At 64.2% G+C, this 16,643-nt stretch carries 14 protein-coding genes; all 14 read left to right on the top strand.

Annotation, left to right across the window (positions count from 1 at the left end):
• Positions 1-674: 674 nt before the first annotated feature.
• The 14 genes from mmuM (at position 675) to DFR34_RS05950 (ending at position 16,628) form a co-directional block, all read left to right on the top strand.
• Positions 675-1,622 carry a homocysteine S-methyltransferase gene (mmuM, locus tag DFR34_RS06015; protein ID WP_110390242.1) on the top strand — a complete coding sequence of 316 codons (948 nt, stop codon included), beginning with the start codon at positions 675-677 and terminating at the stop codon, positions 1,620-1,622.
• 742 nt (positions 1,623-2,364) lie between these two features.
• A complete protein-coding gene (gene mraZ, locus DFR34_RS06010; RefSeq protein WP_110390241.1) occupies positions 2,365-2,808 on the top strand; it encodes a division/cell wall cluster transcriptional repressor MraZ in 444 nt (147 codons plus the stop codon).
• Positions 2,805-3,758 carry a 16S rRNA (cytosine(1402)-N(4))-methyltransferase RsmH gene (gene rsmH, locus DFR34_RS06005; RefSeq protein WP_110390240.1) on the top strand — a complete coding sequence of 318 codons (954 nt, stop codon included), beginning with the start codon at positions 2,805-2,807 and terminating at the stop codon, positions 3,756-3,758. Before mraZ ends, rsmH begins: the two co-directional genes overlap by 4 nt.
• A complete protein-coding gene (ftsL, locus tag DFR34_RS06000) occupies positions 3,755-4,039 on the top strand; it encodes a cell division protein FtsL (RefSeq protein WP_110390239.1) in 285 nt (94 codons plus the stop codon). Before rsmH ends, ftsL begins: the two co-directional genes overlap by 4 nt.
• A gap of 2 nt (positions 4,040-4,041) precedes the next feature.
• Positions 4,042-5,790 (top strand): peptidoglycan D,D-transpeptidase FtsI family protein, encoded by a 1,749-nt coding sequence (locus tag DFR34_RS05995; protein WP_110390292.1) that lies wholly within the window; start codon positions 4,042-4,044, stop codon positions 5,788-5,790.
• Positions 5,787-7,271: a UDP-N-acetylmuramoyl-L-alanyl-D-glutamate--2,6-diaminopimelate ligase gene (locus DFR34_RS05990; RefSeq protein ID WP_110390238.1), complete on the top strand. Its 1,485-nt coding sequence runs from the start codon at positions 5,787-5,789 to the stop codon at positions 7,269-7,271. The genes DFR34_RS05995 and DFR34_RS05990 overlap by 4 nt, the downstream gene beginning before the upstream one ends.
• Positions 7,264-8,646 (top strand): UDP-N-acetylmuramoyl-tripeptide--D-alanyl-D-alanine ligase, encoded by a 1,383-nt coding sequence (locus tag DFR34_RS05985; RefSeq protein ID WP_245906817.1) that lies wholly within the window; start codon positions 7,264-7,266, stop codon positions 8,644-8,646. Before DFR34_RS05990 ends, DFR34_RS05985 begins: the two co-directional genes overlap by 8 nt.
• A gap of 118 nt (positions 8,647-8,764) precedes the next feature.
• Complete coding sequence (gene mraY / locus DFR34_RS05980; protein ID WP_110390237.1) at positions 8,765-9,850, top strand: phospho-N-acetylmuramoyl-pentapeptide-transferase; 1,086 nt, start codon at positions 8,765-8,767, stop codon at positions 9,848-9,850.
• Positions 9,851-9,864: 14 nt separating this feature from the next.
• The gene (gene murD, locus DFR34_RS05975) at positions 9,865-11,232 is read left to right on the top strand and encodes a UDP-N-acetylmuramoyl-L-alanine--D-glutamate ligase (RefSeq protein WP_110390236.1); all 1,368 of its coding nucleotides are present in this window, start codon (positions 9,865-9,867) and stop codon (positions 11,230-11,232) included.
• Positions 11,233-11,246: 14 nt separating this feature from the next.
• Positions 11,247-12,407, top strand: a complete 1,161-nt coding sequence (gene ftsW / locus DFR34_RS05970) for a putative lipid II flippase FtsW (protein ID WP_211309309.1) — start codon at positions 11,247-11,249, stop codon at positions 12,405-12,407.
• A gap of 5 nt (positions 12,408-12,412) precedes the next feature.
• Entirely contained in the window at positions 12,413-13,480 is a 1,068-nt protein-coding gene (murG, locus tag DFR34_RS05965) for an undecaprenyldiphospho-muramoylpentapeptide beta-N-acetylglucosaminyltransferase (RefSeq protein WP_211309304.1), read from the top strand.
• Positions 13,481-13,578: 98 nt separating this feature from the next.
• Positions 13,579-14,976 carry a UDP-N-acetylmuramate--L-alanine ligase gene (gene murC, locus DFR34_RS05960; protein WP_110390235.1) on the top strand — a complete coding sequence of 466 codons (1,398 nt, stop codon included), beginning with the start codon at positions 13,579-13,581 and terminating at the stop codon, positions 14,974-14,976.
• Positions 14,977-14,986: 10 nt separating this feature from the next.
• Positions 14,987-15,898, top strand: coding sequence for a D-alanine--D-alanine ligase (locus DFR34_RS05955; RefSeq protein WP_110390234.1), 912 nt, complete (start codon positions 14,987-14,989; stop codon positions 15,896-15,898).
• Entirely contained in the window at positions 15,888-16,628 is a 741-nt protein-coding gene (locus DFR34_RS05950; protein ID WP_110390233.1) for a cell division protein FtsQ/DivIB, read from the top strand. Before DFR34_RS05955 ends, DFR34_RS05950 begins: the two co-directional genes overlap by 11 nt.
• Positions 16,629-16,643: the final 15 nt, after the last annotated feature.

Genomic DNA, 16,643 nt, shown 5'->3' with positions numbered 1-16,643 from the left:
GCACCAAGATTCAATCACAGCTTCCAAATGTTCGGCAAATATTTCATTCGGCATTTTGAGCGCAGCCTCCTACGGGACTGGATGTTGCATTGGTGCATAGTAGCGCCGAGCGTGCCTTCTGCTCGGGCGGTGATAGGTCTGTGTGCTTGGATAAATGCTGCCAGATCAGATTGTTAGCGTTCTTGTTGCCGTCGTGCCGTCGAGGGCAGTGTGAGTCGGCATCGTTCGCCCGAACACCGCTGTGTACTGTCTGCTTTATGCCGGTTCTCCTTCTCTGCCGTCAGGGTCTGGCGTAGCGCCAAGTTGGGCATGTGGTTGAACATGGCCGTTGGCGCCTCCAATACGTCTCGGGTGAAGCGGCTTTCCAGTGTCGTGGAGTCTGGCTAATTTCCGTTTCTGGCATGTTCGTGAATGCTGATCATGCCACATTCAGCGGCGCGATGCGGTCTGGCGTTAGAGCCGCTAACAAAACCCGGCGTAGCGATCCTGGCTGGGCGCACGACCGCAGAGAGTACGGGTAGTACGGCAAGGTCGTGCAACGACGCCAGGAGGGTTTTGTTAGTCGCTCTTAGTGACTGCTCTGTTGGTGGCTGTATTTTGTTTGGTCGCAGCGATTGTTCGGGATGTTTTGAGCCACGTTATCATTTGGTTTTATCCTGATCGACGGAGCCGCCATGCTAAGCCAAACCCTGCAAGATTTTCCCCTGTTGATTCTCGATGGCGCGCTGGCCACCGAGCTGGAGCGGCGCGGCTGCGATTTGCGCGATGCGCTGTGGTCGGCGCGCGTGCTGCTGGATAACCCCGAGCTGATTCGCGCCGTGCACCACGATTATTTTGCCGCTGGCGCCGATGTGGCCACCACCGCCAGTTATCAGGCCAGCTATGAAGGCTTTGCCCGGCGCGGTTTGAGCGCCGAGCAGGCCACCGCCTGCCTGCAATTGTCGGTGCAATTGGCGCGTGAGGCGCGCGATGCGTTCTGGGCGGCCAATCCGCAGCTGCACGGCGTGCGCCCGCGCCCCCTGGTGGCGGCGTCGGTGGGGCCGTTTGGCGCCATGCGCGCCGATGGCTCGGAATACGTTGGTCACTATGGCGTGGACGACGCCACGCTGCGTGATTTTCATCGCCCGCGCCTGGCGGCGCTGCTGGCGGCCGGGCCGGATGTGTTGGCCTGCGAAACCCTGCCCTGCCTGCAAGAAGCGCGCGTGCTGGCTGAATTGCTGCGCGCGGAGTTTCCGCAGGCACAGGCCTGGGTCAGCTTCAGCTGCCGCGATGGCGCCCACACCTGCCAGGGCGAGCCTTTGGCCGAGGCGGTGGCAGCGCTGGCCGACTGCCCACAAGTGGTGGCGGTGGGGGTGAACTGCACGGCGCCAGGCTTTATCCCCGAGCTGGTGGCCGCCGCCCGCGCCGCCAGCGACAAACCGGTGCTGGTGTATCCCAACGCCGGCGAAACCTACGACCCGGTGCACAAATGCTGGCACGGCTGCGCCGACCCGCAGGCCTTTGCCGAAGCGGCCCGCCTCTGGCATGCCCAGGGTGCGCGGCTGATTGGCGGCTGCTGCCGCACCACGCCGGAGGATATCCGCGCGCTGGCGGCTTGGGCGCGGCCGGTGGTGACAAATTAATCCATCGGCATTATTTTTCCAGCATCTGGTTCCTTGACCGGCCGTCTGATGATGGAGCAATGCAACATGCATGCTGTGGCAAAAAAACCACCAATGATCCACTTTGTGCTTGGGCACGATTGAGCATTGCGCTACGTTTTATCCGTAAAAATACGGAGGTTTTATTGTCATGGCATCGGTGGTGTGGCAGACAATGGCCAATCGGCTTGCCGCATTGCAGCATACAGAAAGGGTCGGGCTGAGGTTAAATCCATGATTTGCATGGGCATATTTCTGTAGTGCTCGCTAAGTGCTTGTAAAACAAGCCAAAACCCCGGGGCGTGGTTGACCGGGGTTTTTTTTGTCCTTATAGTGGCGCGCAGTGGGAAAAAGTGGTTGAAAGTGGGAAAATCCCGATAAAGCCTCAAAAAACCGCGCTTCAGCGCGACTGCCAACAACAGCGAACAAAACTCGGCGCAGCCCGCCTGGCCAGATGTATGACCACGGTCCGTACCAGAAGTCCGGCAAGGTCGGGTAAGTCCACCTGAGCAATCTGTTGGCGGCGCTCAGGGAAATACTCTGCTGGGCAAGCGCGGGTTGACAGGACAAAAATGGCCGGCATGTCCGGCCACACCCATCCCGCCCCGTGCGGGAGCAGGGGGCTGCCAAACCTGGCGGCCGAATACATCGCCACCCGGCGAAACCCTTGCCTGGCAAGGGCGCACGGGGGCGAATATTGAAAATACGTGAACCGGGTCCTTCCATGTTTGGTGGCGTCAGCACGCTCTCGCTCGACAGCAAAGGTCGCCTGGCCATTCCGGCCCGGCACCGCGAGCGCCTGCTGGCCGAATTCTCCGGTCGCCTGGTGGTGACCCTGGATTCCCCGAAGTTTTTGCTTGTTTACCCGGAAAAGAACTGGCTTCCTGTGATGGAAAAACTCGCGGCCCTGCCCGTGACACACCCTGGCGCCCGCGCCTACGCCCGCCTGCTGCTGGGCAATGCTGAAACCCTGGAGCTGGACTCTGCCGGGCGCGTGTTGCTGCCTGCCCGTTTGCGCCAAAAAGCCGGACTGGGCAAAGAGGTTGCGCTGGTGGGCATGGGCCATAAATTCGAGCTGTGGAACGCCGCCGCCTTTGAAGCGGAAACCGACGCTGCGCTGGCCATGCCGGCCGAAGCGCTGGCTGAACTGGGGGCGTTGTCACTGTGAGCGCCGAAACCCTGATTCACCGCACGGTATTGTTGGCCGAAGCGGTTGATGCCCTGTCGGTGAAGCCCGACGGCATTTATGTGGATTGCACCTTCGGGCGCGGCGGTCATAGCCGGCGCATCTTGCAACAACTGGGCCCGCAGGGCCGGCTGATTGCCTTTGACAAGGATCCGGCGGCGATTGCCAACGCCCAGACTATCGACGACGGCCGTTTTCAGATTGTGCACGACGGTTTTGTCTGTTTTGCCCAGGCGCTGGAGGCGCTGGGCGTGGCGCAGGTGGACGGCGTGCTGATGGATTTGGGCATTTCGTCGCCGCAAATCGACGAAGCCGAACGCGGCTTCAGTTTCCGCTTTGACGCCCCGCTGGACATGCGCATGGACACCACCCGTGGCCTGACGGCGGCGCAATGGCTGGCCGAGGCCGACGAGGCCGATATCCGGGAAGTGATCAAAACCTATGGCGAAGAGCGGTTTGCTAAACAGATTGCAGCGGCGATTGTGGCGTCTCGGGCCGAATCCCCGATCACGCGCACGGGCGAGCTCGCCCGCCTGGTCGCGCAAAACGTGCGTACTCGTGAACCGGGGCAGGATCCGGCCACGCGCACCTTTCAGGCTATTCGGATTTACCTCAATCGTGAACTCGAAGAATTAAGCGCCACCCTGCCGCAAATCATCGGCCGGCTGGCGCAGCACGGCCGCCTGGCGGTGATCAGCTTTCATTCGCTGGAAGACCGCATCGTTAAACACTTTTTGCGCGATGTCTCCACTGCCGACACCCTGCCCTCCTGGGCGCCGGTGCGCGCGGCCGACATTCCCGAAGCACCGGTGCGCCTGGTGGGCAAGGCCGTGCGCCCCAGCGCGGAAGAAGTGCGCGACAACCCGCGCGCGCGCAGCGCCATCATGCGCGTGGCTGAGCGCACTGCCGGCGTCTGGAAAGGCCAGGCATGAGACACAAGTTCACCTGGTTTCTGCTGTTGGCGCTGATTGTCTGCGCGCTGGGAGTGATTACCTCGCAGCATCTGGCGCGCAAACTGTATAGCGAGCTGGAAAAAGAACAGAAATTCACCCGTGAACTGGAAGTCGAGTTCGGCAAGCTGCAACTCGAACAAAGCACCTGGGCGGCGCATTCGCTGATTGAGCGCGCCGCCACCGACCGGCTGTCCATGCACATTCCCGACCCGCGCGAAGTGCAGGTGGTGCAATCCAGCTTAGCCAAGCGGAGTCAATGACCATGGCCATTGTCGGCGCTACCCGCCATTCCACCCCGTCTTCCAGCCCCAGCGTGCGCCTGCCGCCCTCGCGCATGCGCCTGGTGGGCATGGGTTTGGGTCTGCTGTTTGTTGCCTTGCTGGGGCGGTCGATTTATTTGCAGTTGGTCAAGCAGGATTTTCTGCAAAACCAGGGCGCGGCACGTTATAGCCGCAGCATTCAGCTGGAGGCCTATCGCGGGGTGATCACCGACCGCAATGGCGAGCCGCTGGCGATTTCCACCCCGGTGCAATCCATCTGGGCCAGTCCGGCGGACATGGAGCCGGTGCCGGTGGACAAAATCAACCAACTGGCCCGCCTGCTGGAAATGGACCCAGGCGAAGTCAGCCGCAAGCTGGCCGACAAGCGCCGTGAATTTTTGTATCTCAAGCGGCAAATCAGCCCGGAGCTGGCTGACGCGGTGATGAAGCTGGGCATTCCCGGCATCGCCAAGCAGCAGGAATACCGCCGGTTTTATCCGGCCGGCGAGATGATGGCGCATGTGGTGGGCTTTACCGGCGTGGATGGTCGCGGCCAGGAAGGGCTGGAGCTGGCCAAGGAAAAAATGCTGGCCGGCAAGCCGGGCAGCCGCCATGTCATCAAGGACCGGCGCGGCCATATCATTGAAGACATCGCCGCCATCGAGCGCCCGCGCGACGGCCAGACGCTGTCGCTGTCGATTGACCGCAAGATTCAGTATCTGGCGTTCCGCGAACTGAAAACCGCTGTGGAAAACTTCAAGGCGCGCGCTGGCGGCATCGTGGTGCTGGACGCCCACACTGGCGAAGTGCTGGCGCTGGCTAATCTGCCCTCGTTCAATCCCAATAATCGCCAGCGACTGGATCCGTCCATGAAGCGCAACCGTGCGCTGACCGACTTGTTCGAGCCGGGCTCCACCCTCAAGCCGTTTACCGTGGCGCGGGCGCTGGATTTGGGCATTGTTCGCCCGGATCAGGTGTTCAACACCGAGAGCTACACCATCGGTCCGGCGCGCATCAAGGATTCCCATGCGGCGTCTTCGCTGGCGGTGTGGGAAATCATCCAGAAATCCAGCAACGTCGGCTCGTCCAAGATCGCCCTGTTGATGCAGCCGCAAACCCTGTGGCAGATGTTTGACGAAGTGGGCTTTGGCCGGCCGCCGCAAAGCGGCTTCCCTGGTGAGGCCAGCGGCCGCGTGCGTCCGTATAAAACCTGGAAGCCGATTGAACAGGCCACCATGAGTTACGGCCATGGTATTTCACTCAGCCTGATGCAGCTGGCGCGCGCCTACACCATCTTTACCAATGACGGCGAACTCAAGCCGGTGAGCTTTATGCGCCTGGATCAGCCCTTGCCCGGCAAGCAGGTGATCCGCCCGGACACCGCGCGCAAGATGCGTGACATGCTGCTGACCGTCACCCAACCCGGCGGCACTGCGCCGCGCGCCCAGGTGCTGGGCTTTACCGTTGGTGGCAAGACCGGCACGGCGCACAAGCAGGAAGGCCGGGGTTACGCCGCCAGCAAATATATTTCGTCATTTGTCGGCTTTGCCCCGGCCACTCGCCCGCGCCTGATCGTGGCGGTGATGATCGACGAGCCGCAAGGCCAGTATTACGGCGGCACGGTGGCCGGCCCGGTGTTCAGTGCGGTGATGTCCGGCAGCCTGCGCATTCTTGGCGTCGAGCCAGATGCGCCCACCAACAATACTTTGATTCCGCTGGATAATCTGCCAGAAGTGCGGGAAGAAACATGATCAGCCAGATGACCCCTCTCTCCGTCTGGGATATGGGCCAGCTTAACGCTTTGCTGGCCCCCGCCGCCCAGGTGGTGTCCGACAGCCGCCGCGTGCAGCCCGGCGATGTGTTCCTGGCGTTTCGCGGCGAATACGCCGACGGCCGCGACTATATCGCCGCTGCGCTGGAGCGCGGCGCCGCCGCCGTGCTGTGGGATTCGGCCGATGGCTTTGCCTGGCCGGCGCAGTGGGTGGACACGCCCAATCTGGCCGTGCCCGAGCTGCGCGCGCGCGCCGGGGTGATCGCCAGCCATGCGCTGGGCTACCCCAGCCAGGCGATGACGGTGATTGGCATCACCGGCACCAATGGCAAAACATCCATTTCCCACTGGCTGGCGCAGGCGTTTTCGCTATTGGGCCACAAGGCCGCGCTGCTGGGCACCGTGGGCAATGGCTTTATCGGCCAGCTCACCGCCGCCACCCACACCACGCCCGACCCGGTGACCGTGCAGCACAAGCTGGCCGAGTACCGCGCCGAGGGCGCGCAGGTGGTGGCGATGGAAGTCTCCAGCCATGGGCTGGATCAGTTTCGCGTCAACGGCGTGGCCTTTGCCACGGCGGTGTTCACTAACCTTACCCGCGACCATCTGGACTACCACGGCGATATGGCTGCTTACGGCGCCAGCAAGGCGCGCCTGTTTCACTGGCAGAGCCTGCGCCATGCGGTGATCAATGTGGATGACCCCTTTGGCCGCGAGCTGGTCGCCAGCCTGGCCGGCAGCGGCGTGCAGGTGTTCAGCTACGGGCTGGACGGTGGCGACATCACCGTCAGCCAGCTGGAGGCCTCACTGGCCGGCCTGCGGCTGAGCGTGCGCACGCCATGGGGCGAGGGCCGGATTGAATCGCCGCTGTTGGGTCGCTTTAACGCCGCCAATCTGCTGGCCAGCCTGGGCGCGCTGTGCGCCAACGGCGTGGCGCTGGCCGACGCCTGTGCGGCGCTGGGCCGCATCGCTCCGGCGCGCGGGCGCATGCAGCATCTGGGCGGCGGCGCGCTGCCCCTGGTGGTGGTGGACTACGCCCACACCCCGGACGCGCTGGACAAGGCGCTGGCCACCCTGGCCGACATCCGCCCGGCCGGCGGCCAGCTCTATGCGGTGTTTGGCTGCGGCGGCGACCGTGACCCCGGCAAGCGCCCGCAAATGGGCGGCATTGCCCAGGCGCGCGCCGATGTGGCGGTGGTCACCAGCGACAACCCGCGCAGCGAAGCGCCCGAGGCCATCATCGCCGATATTCTGGCCGGCATGTCCGCGCCGGGCCATGTGGACGCCGACCGCGCCCGCGCCATCGACTGGGCGATTGCCCAGGCGCAGGCGGGCGATGTGGTGCTGATTGCCGGCAAGGGCCACGAGGAATACCAGGACATCGCCGGCGTCAAGCAGCCGTTTTCTGATTTTGCCGTGGCCGAGGCCGCGCTAAGCCGCTGGAGCCGCCAACATGGCTGATGTGATGCTGACCACTTACGCCGCCGCCCAGGCGATAGGCGGCCTTGCCAGCGGCGCGGACGTCGGCTTTGCCCGCGTCACCACCGACAGCCGCGCCGTGCAGGCCGGGGATTTATTTGTCGCTCTCAAGGGCGAGCGCTTTGACGCGCATGATTTTGTCGCCGGCGCGCTGGCTGCTGGCGCGGCGGCGGCGCTGGTGCGCGCGGATTTTCCTGAGCTGCCCGGCGCCAGCCTGATCCGGGTGGACGACACCCTGGCGGCCTTGGGCCGGCTGGCGGCGCACTGGCGCACGGTGGGCTTTGCCGGGCGCATGGCCGGCATCACCGGCAGCAGCGGCAAGACCAGCGTCAAGGAAATGCTGCGCGCCATCCTGGTGGCCGAAGCCGGCGAAGACGCCGTGCTGGCCACCGCCGGCAATCTGAACAACGACATCGGCGTGCCGCTGACCTTGCTGCGCCTGCGCGCGGCACACCGCTTTGCCGTGATCGAGATGGGCATGAACCATCCCGGCGAAATCCGCTATCTGGCCAGCCTGGCGCGCGCCGATGCGGTGGCCATCAACAACGCCCAGCGCGCCCACGCCGGCCATTTTGCCTCGGTGGCGGACATCGCCCGCGCCAAGGGCGAGCTGTTTGAATCCTTGCCTGCCGGCGTCACCGCCTGCGTGAACCTGGACGACGCCTACGCCGGCCTGTGGCAAACCCTCGCTGGCGACGCCCGCCAGATGGGTTTTGGCTGGTCGCAGGGCGAGGTGCACGTCACCGATTGCCAACTGCACAGCGACCGCGTGGCGCTGACCCTGGCCACGCCGCTGGGGCCGATTGTCGCGGAGATTCCCGCGCCGGGCGAGCATGTGGCGCGCAACGCCCTGACTGCGGTCAGCCTGGCGATTGCCCTGGGCGTGTCGGCGTCGGCGATTGCCCAAGGCTTGAGCCAGTTTGCCGGCGCGCCCGGCCGCTTGCAGCGCAAACTGCGCGCCGACGGCGTGCTGGTGCTGGACGACACCTACAACGCCAACCCGGACTCCATGCGCGCCGCGCTGCGCGTGCTGGCGACGCAGCCGGGCGCGCGCCACGCCGTGCTGGGCGATATCGGCGAATTGGGCGATGGCGGCCCGGCCATGCACGCCGAAGTCGGCGCTTTTGCCCGCGAGCTGGGCATCGACAGCCTGCATGGTCTGGGCGAGCTGAGCGCACACACGGTGGCGGCGTTTGGTTCGGGCGGCCAGCATTACGCTGACCTCGATGCGCTGCTGGCCGGGCTTGCACCGCTGTTGCACGCGCCGGCGACGGTGCTGGTCAAGGGTTCGCGCTTCATGCGCATGGAGCGGGTCAGCGCCGCCTTGCTGGGGCAAGCCCCGGCGGCGGCACACTGAGTTTGACCGCCGCGCGGGGGCGCGGCGGATGACACATATAAAAACCAGGATTGCATGGCGCTGCCCGCGCAGTGTGGCGGGGGGCGCAGCAATCCAGATGATCTGAGGGAGCTGCAACGTGTTACTGCTGCTGGCCAACTGGCTGAGCGAACATATCCGCACATTCAATGTGCTGAATTACATCACCTTGCGCGCGGTGTTGGCCACGCTGACTTCGCTGGGCATTGGTCTGTATCTGGGGCCGTGGGTGATTCGCAAACTGACCGAGCTGAAAGTCGGCCAGGCGGTGCGCGACGACGGCCCGCAAACGCATTTGATCAAGGCTGGCACGCCGACCATGGGCGGCACGCTGATTTTGTTGTCCATCGGCCTGACCACGCTGCTGTGGGCTGACCTGAGCAACCGTTTTGTCTGGCTGCTGCTGGCGGTGACTGGCGGCACGGGCTTGATTGGCTTTGTCGATGACTACCGCAAGGTGGTGTACAAAAACCCGAAAGGCCTGTCGGCGCGCGCCAAGATGTTCTGGCAGTCGGCCATCGCCATTGCCGCCGGTTTGTTTTTGTCTGGCACCGCGCACTTGCCGGCATCCACCGAGTTTATCGTGCCGTTCTTCAAGAACGTGGTTTACCCGTTTGGCGCGATTGGCTTTTGCGTGCTGACTTATTTCGTGATTGTCGGCACCTCGAATGCCGTCAACCTGACCGACGGCCTGGATGGCCTGGCCGCCCTGCCGGTGGTGCTGGTCAGCGCTGCGCTGGCGGTGTTTGCCTATGTGGCCGGCCACGCGGTGTTCGCCAAGTATCTGGGCTTGCCGCATATTCCCGGTGCGCACGAAGTGGTGGTGTTCTGCTCGGCCATGTGCGGCGCCTGTCTGGCGTTTTTGTGGTTCAACGCCTACCCGGCGCAGGTGTTCATGGGCGACGTCGGCGCGCTGGCCCTGGGCGCGGCCCTGGGCACGGTGGCGGTGATTGTGCGTCAGGAAATCGTGCTGTTCATCATGGGCGGGGTGTTCGTGATGGAAGCGCTGTCGGTGATGATTCAGGTGGGCAGCTTCAAGCTCACCGGCAAGCGGGTGTTTCGCATGGCGCCGCTGCATCACCACTATGAATTGAAGGGCTGGAAGGAAACCCAGGTGGTGGTGCGCTTCTGGATCATCACCATGATGCTGGTGCTGGCTGGCCTGTCCACCCTGAAACTGCGATAAGAGAGCAAGAGGCGATGAAGGATTTGCACGGACTCACCATCGGCGTGGTTGGCCTGGGCGACAGCGGCCTGTCGGCGCTGCGCTGGCTGGCGCGTCGCGGCGCGCGGCTGGTGGCGATTGACAGCCGCACGGCGCCGCCGCATCTGGCCGAGCTGGCGCAACTGGCCCCTGAGGCCGAGCTGCGCGCCGGCCCCTTCACCGCCGACAGTTTTGCTGGCTGCCAGCTGCTGGTGGTCAGCCCCGGCGTGCCCTTGGCCACGCCGCAAATCGTGGCGTTTGCCCAGGCTGGCGGCGAGGTGATCGGCGATGTGGAGTTGTTTGCCCGCGCCATCGCCGGGCAGGCCAGCAAGGTGATCGCCATCACCGGCTCGAACGGCAAGACCACGGTGACCTCGCTGGTGGGGCATTTGTGCCAGCACGCCGGGCTGAACACCGTGGTGGCCGGCAATATCGGCCTGCCGGTGCTGGACGCGCTGTGCGACATCGAAGACAGCGGCGTCTGGCCGGAGGCGTTTGTACTGGAGTTGTCCAGCTTTCAGCTGGAGGGCGTGCGCAGCCTGCGCGCCGACGCCGCCACGGTGCTGAATATCTCTGAAGACCACCTCGACCGTTATCAGGATTTGCTGGATTACGCGCACAGCAAGACGGCCATTTTTGCCGGCGACGGCGTGCAGGTGCTCAATCAGGACGATATGTTCTGCCGCGCCATGGCGCGTCCGGGCCGCGATATCCGCCGCTTTGCGCTGAACGCGCCGGCCGCCTATGGCCTGCGCCGCGATGGCGAGGCGGTGTGGCTGGCGGTGGACGGTAAGCCGGTGCTGGATTTTGCCCGCATGCAGCTCACCGGCCTGCATAACGCCGCCAACGCGCTGGCCGCGCTGGCCTTGTGCGAGGCGATTGGCCTGCCGCGCGCGGCGCTGCTGGACGGCCTGTGCGCGTTCAAGGGGCTGGCGCATCGGGTGGAGCATGTCTTGCAGCATCAGGGCGTGGACTTTTACGACGATTCCAAAGGCACCAATGTCGGCGCCACCGAAGCCGCGCTGAATGGCATGACCCGGCCGGTGGTGCTGATTGCCGGCGGCGACGGCAAGGGCCAGGATTTTTCGCCCCTGGCCCCGGCCGTGGCGCGCATTGCCCGCGCGGTGCTGTTGATTGGCCGCGACGCCGAGCGTATCGCCGCTGCCCTGGCCGGCGTGAGCGTGCCGGTGCAGCGGGTGGACACGCTGGAAGAAGCCACCCGCCTGGCCTATGAGGTTGCGCAGCCGGGCGATGTGGTGCTGCTGTCGCCGGCCTGCGCCAGCCTGGACATGTTCCGCAACTACGCACATCGCGCCGAGGTGTTTATCTCTGCCGCACGGGCCCTGGCCGGGGAGGCGGCGTGAAATTCGCTGGCTTATTGAGCCGTGAGGCCGCGCCGCGCGCCAGCGTGCCGCTGACCGACCACGACGATGCGCTGATCTGGGCGGTGGCCTTATTGCTGTCGATTGGTTTTGTCATGGTGTATTCGGCATCGATTGCCTACGCCGAGGCCGACCCGGACACGCATAACCGCCATTTTTACCTGATCCGCCATGGCGTGTATCTGACCATCTCACTGATTGTCGGCTGGGTGGTGTACCACATTCCGAGCCGGGTCTGGCAGGAGAAAGCACCGTATCTGTTTGTTGGCGCCTTTGTGCTGTTGATCCTGGTGCTGGTGCCTGGCATCGGCAAAGTGGTGAACGGCTCGCGGCGCTGGATCAATCTGGTGGTGCTGAATTTGCAGCCATCCGAACTGATGAAGCTGGCGGTGGTGATGTATGCCGCCAATTACACCGTGCGCAAGGCCGAGTGGATGCACAGCGTGCGCAAAGGCTTTATGCCAATGGCCATTGCGGTGATCGCCACCGGCGCCTTGCTGCTGCTGGAGCCCGACTTTGGCGCCTTTACCGTGATTGCCTCGATTGCCATGGGCACACTGTTTCTGGGCGGCATCAACGGGCGGATTTTTGCCGCGCTGCTGGTGGTCAGTCTGGGGGCTTTTGTGGTGCTGATCATCAGCTCGCCTTACCGCTTGCAACGGGTGACCGGCTTTATGGATCCTTGGCAAGACCCGTACGGCAAGGGCTATCAGTTGTCGCACTCGCTGATTGCCTTTGGCCGGGGCGAGTGGCTGGGCGTGGGCCTGGGCGGCAGCGTGGAAAAACTGTTCTACCTGCCAGAAGCGCATACTGACTTTTTGATGGCGGTGATTGCCGAAGAATGCGGCTTTATCGGCATCGCCGTGGTGATTGCCCTGTTTGCCACCGTGGTGCGTCGCGCCTTTGTGATTGCCGCGCAGGCGCGCGACCAGGAGCGTTATTTTCAGGCGCTGGTGGCGCAGGGCATGGGCATCTGGCTGGGCGTGCAGTCGTTTATCAATATCGGCGTGAACATGGGCCTGTTGCCGACCAAGGGTCTGACCCTGCCGCTGCTGTCCTATGGCGGCAGCGCACTGCTGGCCAATTGTTCGGCGCTGGCGATTCTGCTGCGCATTGACTGGGAAAACCGCCAGACCCTGCGCGGCTACAAGGTATAAGCAAGATGGCAAGACGCACTGCCCTGATCATGACCGGCGGCACCGGCGGGCATATTTTCCCGGCGCTGGCGGTGGCGGACGAACTCAAGTCGCGCGGCTGGACGCTGGTGTTTCTTGGCGCCGAAGGCGGCATGGAAACCACACTCGTGCCGCAGCACGGCTATACGCTGGAAACCCTGCCGATGCGCGGCATGCGCGGCAATGGTCTGCGCCGCTGGCTGTCGCTGCCGTGGATGCTGGCGCGCGCCTTGGCCGGCGCGGCCAATGTGATTTTTCGCCACCGGCCGGATGTGTCGGTGGGGTTTGGCGGCTACACCGGCTTTCCCGGCGGGCTGATGACCCGGCTGTTGTTCAAGCCGCTGGTGATTCACGAGCAGAACTCGGTGGCCGGGCTGACCAACCGGCTGTTGTCGCGGCTGGCTTCGCGCACCTTGTTTGCCTTTCCGGCGGCGTTTCCGCAGCGCGAGGGGCTAGTGGGCAATCCGGTGCGCGCCGCCATCGCCGCCGTGCCGGCGCCCGAGGCGCGTTTTGCCGGCCGCAACGGCCCCTTGCGCGTGCTGGTGGTGGGCGGCAGTCTGGGCGCGCAGGCGCTGAACGAGGCGCTGCCGGCGGCGCTGGCGCGCTTGCCAGCGACGCAGCGCCCGCAGGTGACCCACCAGGCCGGCGCCAAGGCGATCGACGCGCTGAGGGCCGCTTACGCCGCTGTGAAAGTGAATGCCGACTGCCGCAGCTTTATCGACGACATGGCCAGCGAATACGCCCAGGCGGATCTGGTGATTTGCCGCGCCGGTGCACTGACCGTGGCCGAGCTGGCGGCGGTGGGGGTGGGCAGTGTGCTGGTGCCGTATCCGCACGCGGTGGACGACCACCAGACCGGCAACGCGCGTTATCTGGCTGACGCTGGCGCTGCGCGGCTGTGGCCGCAGGGTGAACTGAACGCCGAAGCCTTGGCCGATTGGCTGGCGGCGCTGACGCGAGAGCGCTGTCTGGAGATGGCGCAGGCGGCGCGGCGCATGGCTTTGACCGACGCGGCAAGCAAGGTGGCCGACGTGTGCGCTGAACTGGCGCCATGACAAACGATGTAAATATGTACTGCCAGGCCCGCTTTGCGGCACAATAGCAAACTTTTTGACGTTGCCCCGGACGCGGGGCGGCTGGAACGCATCGAGCGATGAAACATCGAGTCAAGCATATTCACTTTGTCGGCATCGGCGGCGTCGGCATGAGCGGCATCGCCGAGGTCTTGCTGACCTTGGGTTACGCCGTGTCCGGCTCGGACATGGCCGACAGCGCCACCACGCGCCGTCTGGTCAACGCCGGGGCAAAAGTGTATTTTGGGCATGATGCCGGATATATTGCCGGCGCGGATGTGGTGGTGACATCCACGGCGGTGAAAGCCGACAACCCGGAAGTGCTGGCTGCCGAGGCCGCGCGCATTCCGGTGGTGCCGCGCGCCATGATGCTGGCCGAGCTGATGCGCTTCAAGCAGGGCATCGCTATTGCCGGCACCCATGGCAAAACCACCACCACCAGTCTGGTGGCCTCGGTGCTGGGCGCCGCCGGTCTGGATCCAACCTTTGTCATCGGCGGCCGGCTGGAAGCCGCCGGCACCAACGCCCGGCTGGGCCAGGGGGATTTCCTGGTGGCCGAAGCGGATGAGTCGGATGCTTCGTTTTTGTGTCTGCAACCGGTGATGGCCGTGGTGACCAACATCGACGCCGACCATATGGATACTTACGACCACAGCCTGGAAAAACTTAAGCAGGCTTTTGTCGATTTTTTGCATCGGCTGCCATTTTATGGCCATGCCGTACTGTGCGTGGACGACGCCAATGTGCGCAGCATTCTGCCGCAGGTGAAGCGCCCGGTGACCACTTACGGCTTTGCCGCCGACGCCCAGGTGCGCGCCGAGAATGTCGTGCCGGATGGTCAGTGCATGCGCTTTGACGCGGTGTGGGTGAATGGCGAGACGCATCGTGAGCCCATCGTGCTGAACACGCCGGGCCGCCACAATGTGCTCAATGCGCTGGCCACCATCGCCATCGCCCTGGAGTGTGGCGCCGGCATCGACGCCATCCGTCAGGGCCTGGCGCAGTTTTCTGGTGTGGGCCGGCGCTTTCAGCGCTATGGCGAAGTGCCTGTGCCGACAGGTGGCAGCTTCACGCTGGTGGATGACTACGGCCATCATCCGGTGGAAATGGCCGCCACGCTGGCCGCCGCGCGCGGGGCATTTCCGGGGCGACGCTTGGTGCTGGCCTTCCAGCCGCATCGCTACTCGCGCACCCGCGACCTGTTCGAGGACTTTGTCCGCGTGCTGGGTACGGTGGATGGTGTGTTGTTGACTGAAGTCTACCCGGCGGGCGAAGCGCCGATTGTTGCCGCTGATGGTCGCGCACTGGCGCGCGCCTTGCGTGTGGCTGGCAAGCTTGAGCCGGTGTTTGTCGAGCAGGTGGCCGAATTGCCGGCGGCCATCATGGAATTTGTCCGCGACGGTGATGTGGTGCTGACCATGGGCGCGGGCTCGATTGGCGCCACGCCGGGCAAGCTGGCCGCCGCTGCGCGTGGATGAGGAAGCAGGAATGAAGCAATACGGCAAAGTGGCGGTGATGTTTGGCGGCGCCTCCGCCGAGCGGGAAGTCTCGCTGATGAGCGGTCAGGCTGTGCTTGACGCCCTGCGTCGCCAGGGCGTGGACGCCCATGCCTTCGACCCGGCGGAAAAACCGCTGTCGGCACTGCAGGATGAAGGGTTTGATCGCGTGTTCATCGCCCTGCACGGTCGCGGTGGCGAAGATGGCACGGTGCAAGGCGCGCTGGAACTGATGAAGCTGCCCTACACCGGCAGTGGCGTGATGGCCTCCAGCATCGGCATGGACAAATGGCGCACCAAGCTGGTGTGGCAGGCGGTGGGCATTCCCACCCCGGAGTACGAAGTGCTGACCGCCGACAGTGATTTTGCCGAGGTGGAAGCGCGGCTGGGCTTGCCGCTGATGGTCAAGCCGGCGCACGAAGGCTCGTCGATTGGCATCGTCAAGGTCAGCGAGCCGGGGCAACTGGCTGCCGCCTGGCACGACGCCGCCAGCCTGGACCGCCTGGTGATTGCCGAGCGTTTCATCGCCGGGCGTGAATACACCGCGCCGGTGCTGGACGATCAGGCTTTGCCGCTGATTCGCATTGCCGCACCAGAGGGCAATTACGACTATCAGCACAAGTATTTTACCGACGACACCCAGTATTTCTGTCCGTGCGGTTTGCCGGAGAACCTGGAAGCGCAGATGCGCGATACGGTGTTGCGTGCGTTCAAGGTGCTGGGGGCCGAAGGCTGGGGCCGCATCGACATCATGCTGGATGACGCCGGCCGGTTTTACCTGCTGGAAATCAACACCTCGCCGGGCATGACCAGCCACAGTCTGGTGCCGATGGCAGCACGGGTGGCTGGTATTGAATTTGATGCGCTGTGCCTGCGCATCCTGGACGGCGCGCATGTGGGATAACCACCGGCTGCTGCGCGGCATCGCCAACCTGTTGTTGCTGGCGTCGATCCTGACGCTGCTGGTGGCGGGCGCGCAGTGGGTGGTGAGGAGCGGCTTGCTGCCGATCCGTGCGGTGCATATCCGCAGCAAGCTTACCCACGTGACGCAGGAGCAGTTGCGTTATGTGGCCGAGCACGAGCTGAAAGGCTCGTTCTTGACGGTGGATATCACCGAAACCCGTGCGGCGTTCGAGAAACTGCCGTGGGTGCGTAAAGTTTCGGTGCGGCGCAGTTGGCCGGACCGGCTGGAAATCGACGTTGAAGAACACCAGGCTGCTGCCCGCTGGGCAGAAAATGGTCTGGTGAACACCTACGGCGAATGGTTTGACGCGGCATTCAGCCAGCCGTTGCCGCTGCTGGCTGGCCCCAAGGGCAGTGAGAAAGAAATGCTTGCCGCCTATCTGGCATTCAAGCAGGTATTACAACCGGTGGGCGTGCTGCCGGAAGAACTGAAACTGTCGGCGCGGCGCGCCTGGCAGGTCAAGCTGGACAATAGTGTGATCCTGGAGTTGGGGCGCCAGGACATCGGCCTGCGGGTGGGCCGCTTTGCTGCCAGCTGGCGCGATCAACTGTCGCGCCTGTCGTACAAAATTGAATATGTGGATTTGCGCTACCCCAACGGCTTTGCCGTGCGCATGCCGGACTACAAGCCGGGCAAGGGCACTCCGGCCATGCCGCGTCCGGCGGCCTGAATGAATACGAAAGCT

The organism is Rivihabitans pingtungensis (genome assembly GCF_003201855.1).
GTDB classification, from domain to species: Bacteria; Pseudomonadota; Gammaproteobacteria; order Burkholderiales; family Aquaspirillaceae; genus Rivihabitans; species Rivihabitans pingtungensis.
The sequence above is the reverse complement of the archived record's forward strand: the minus strand, read 5'-3'. Positions and strand labels throughout refer to the sequence as shown.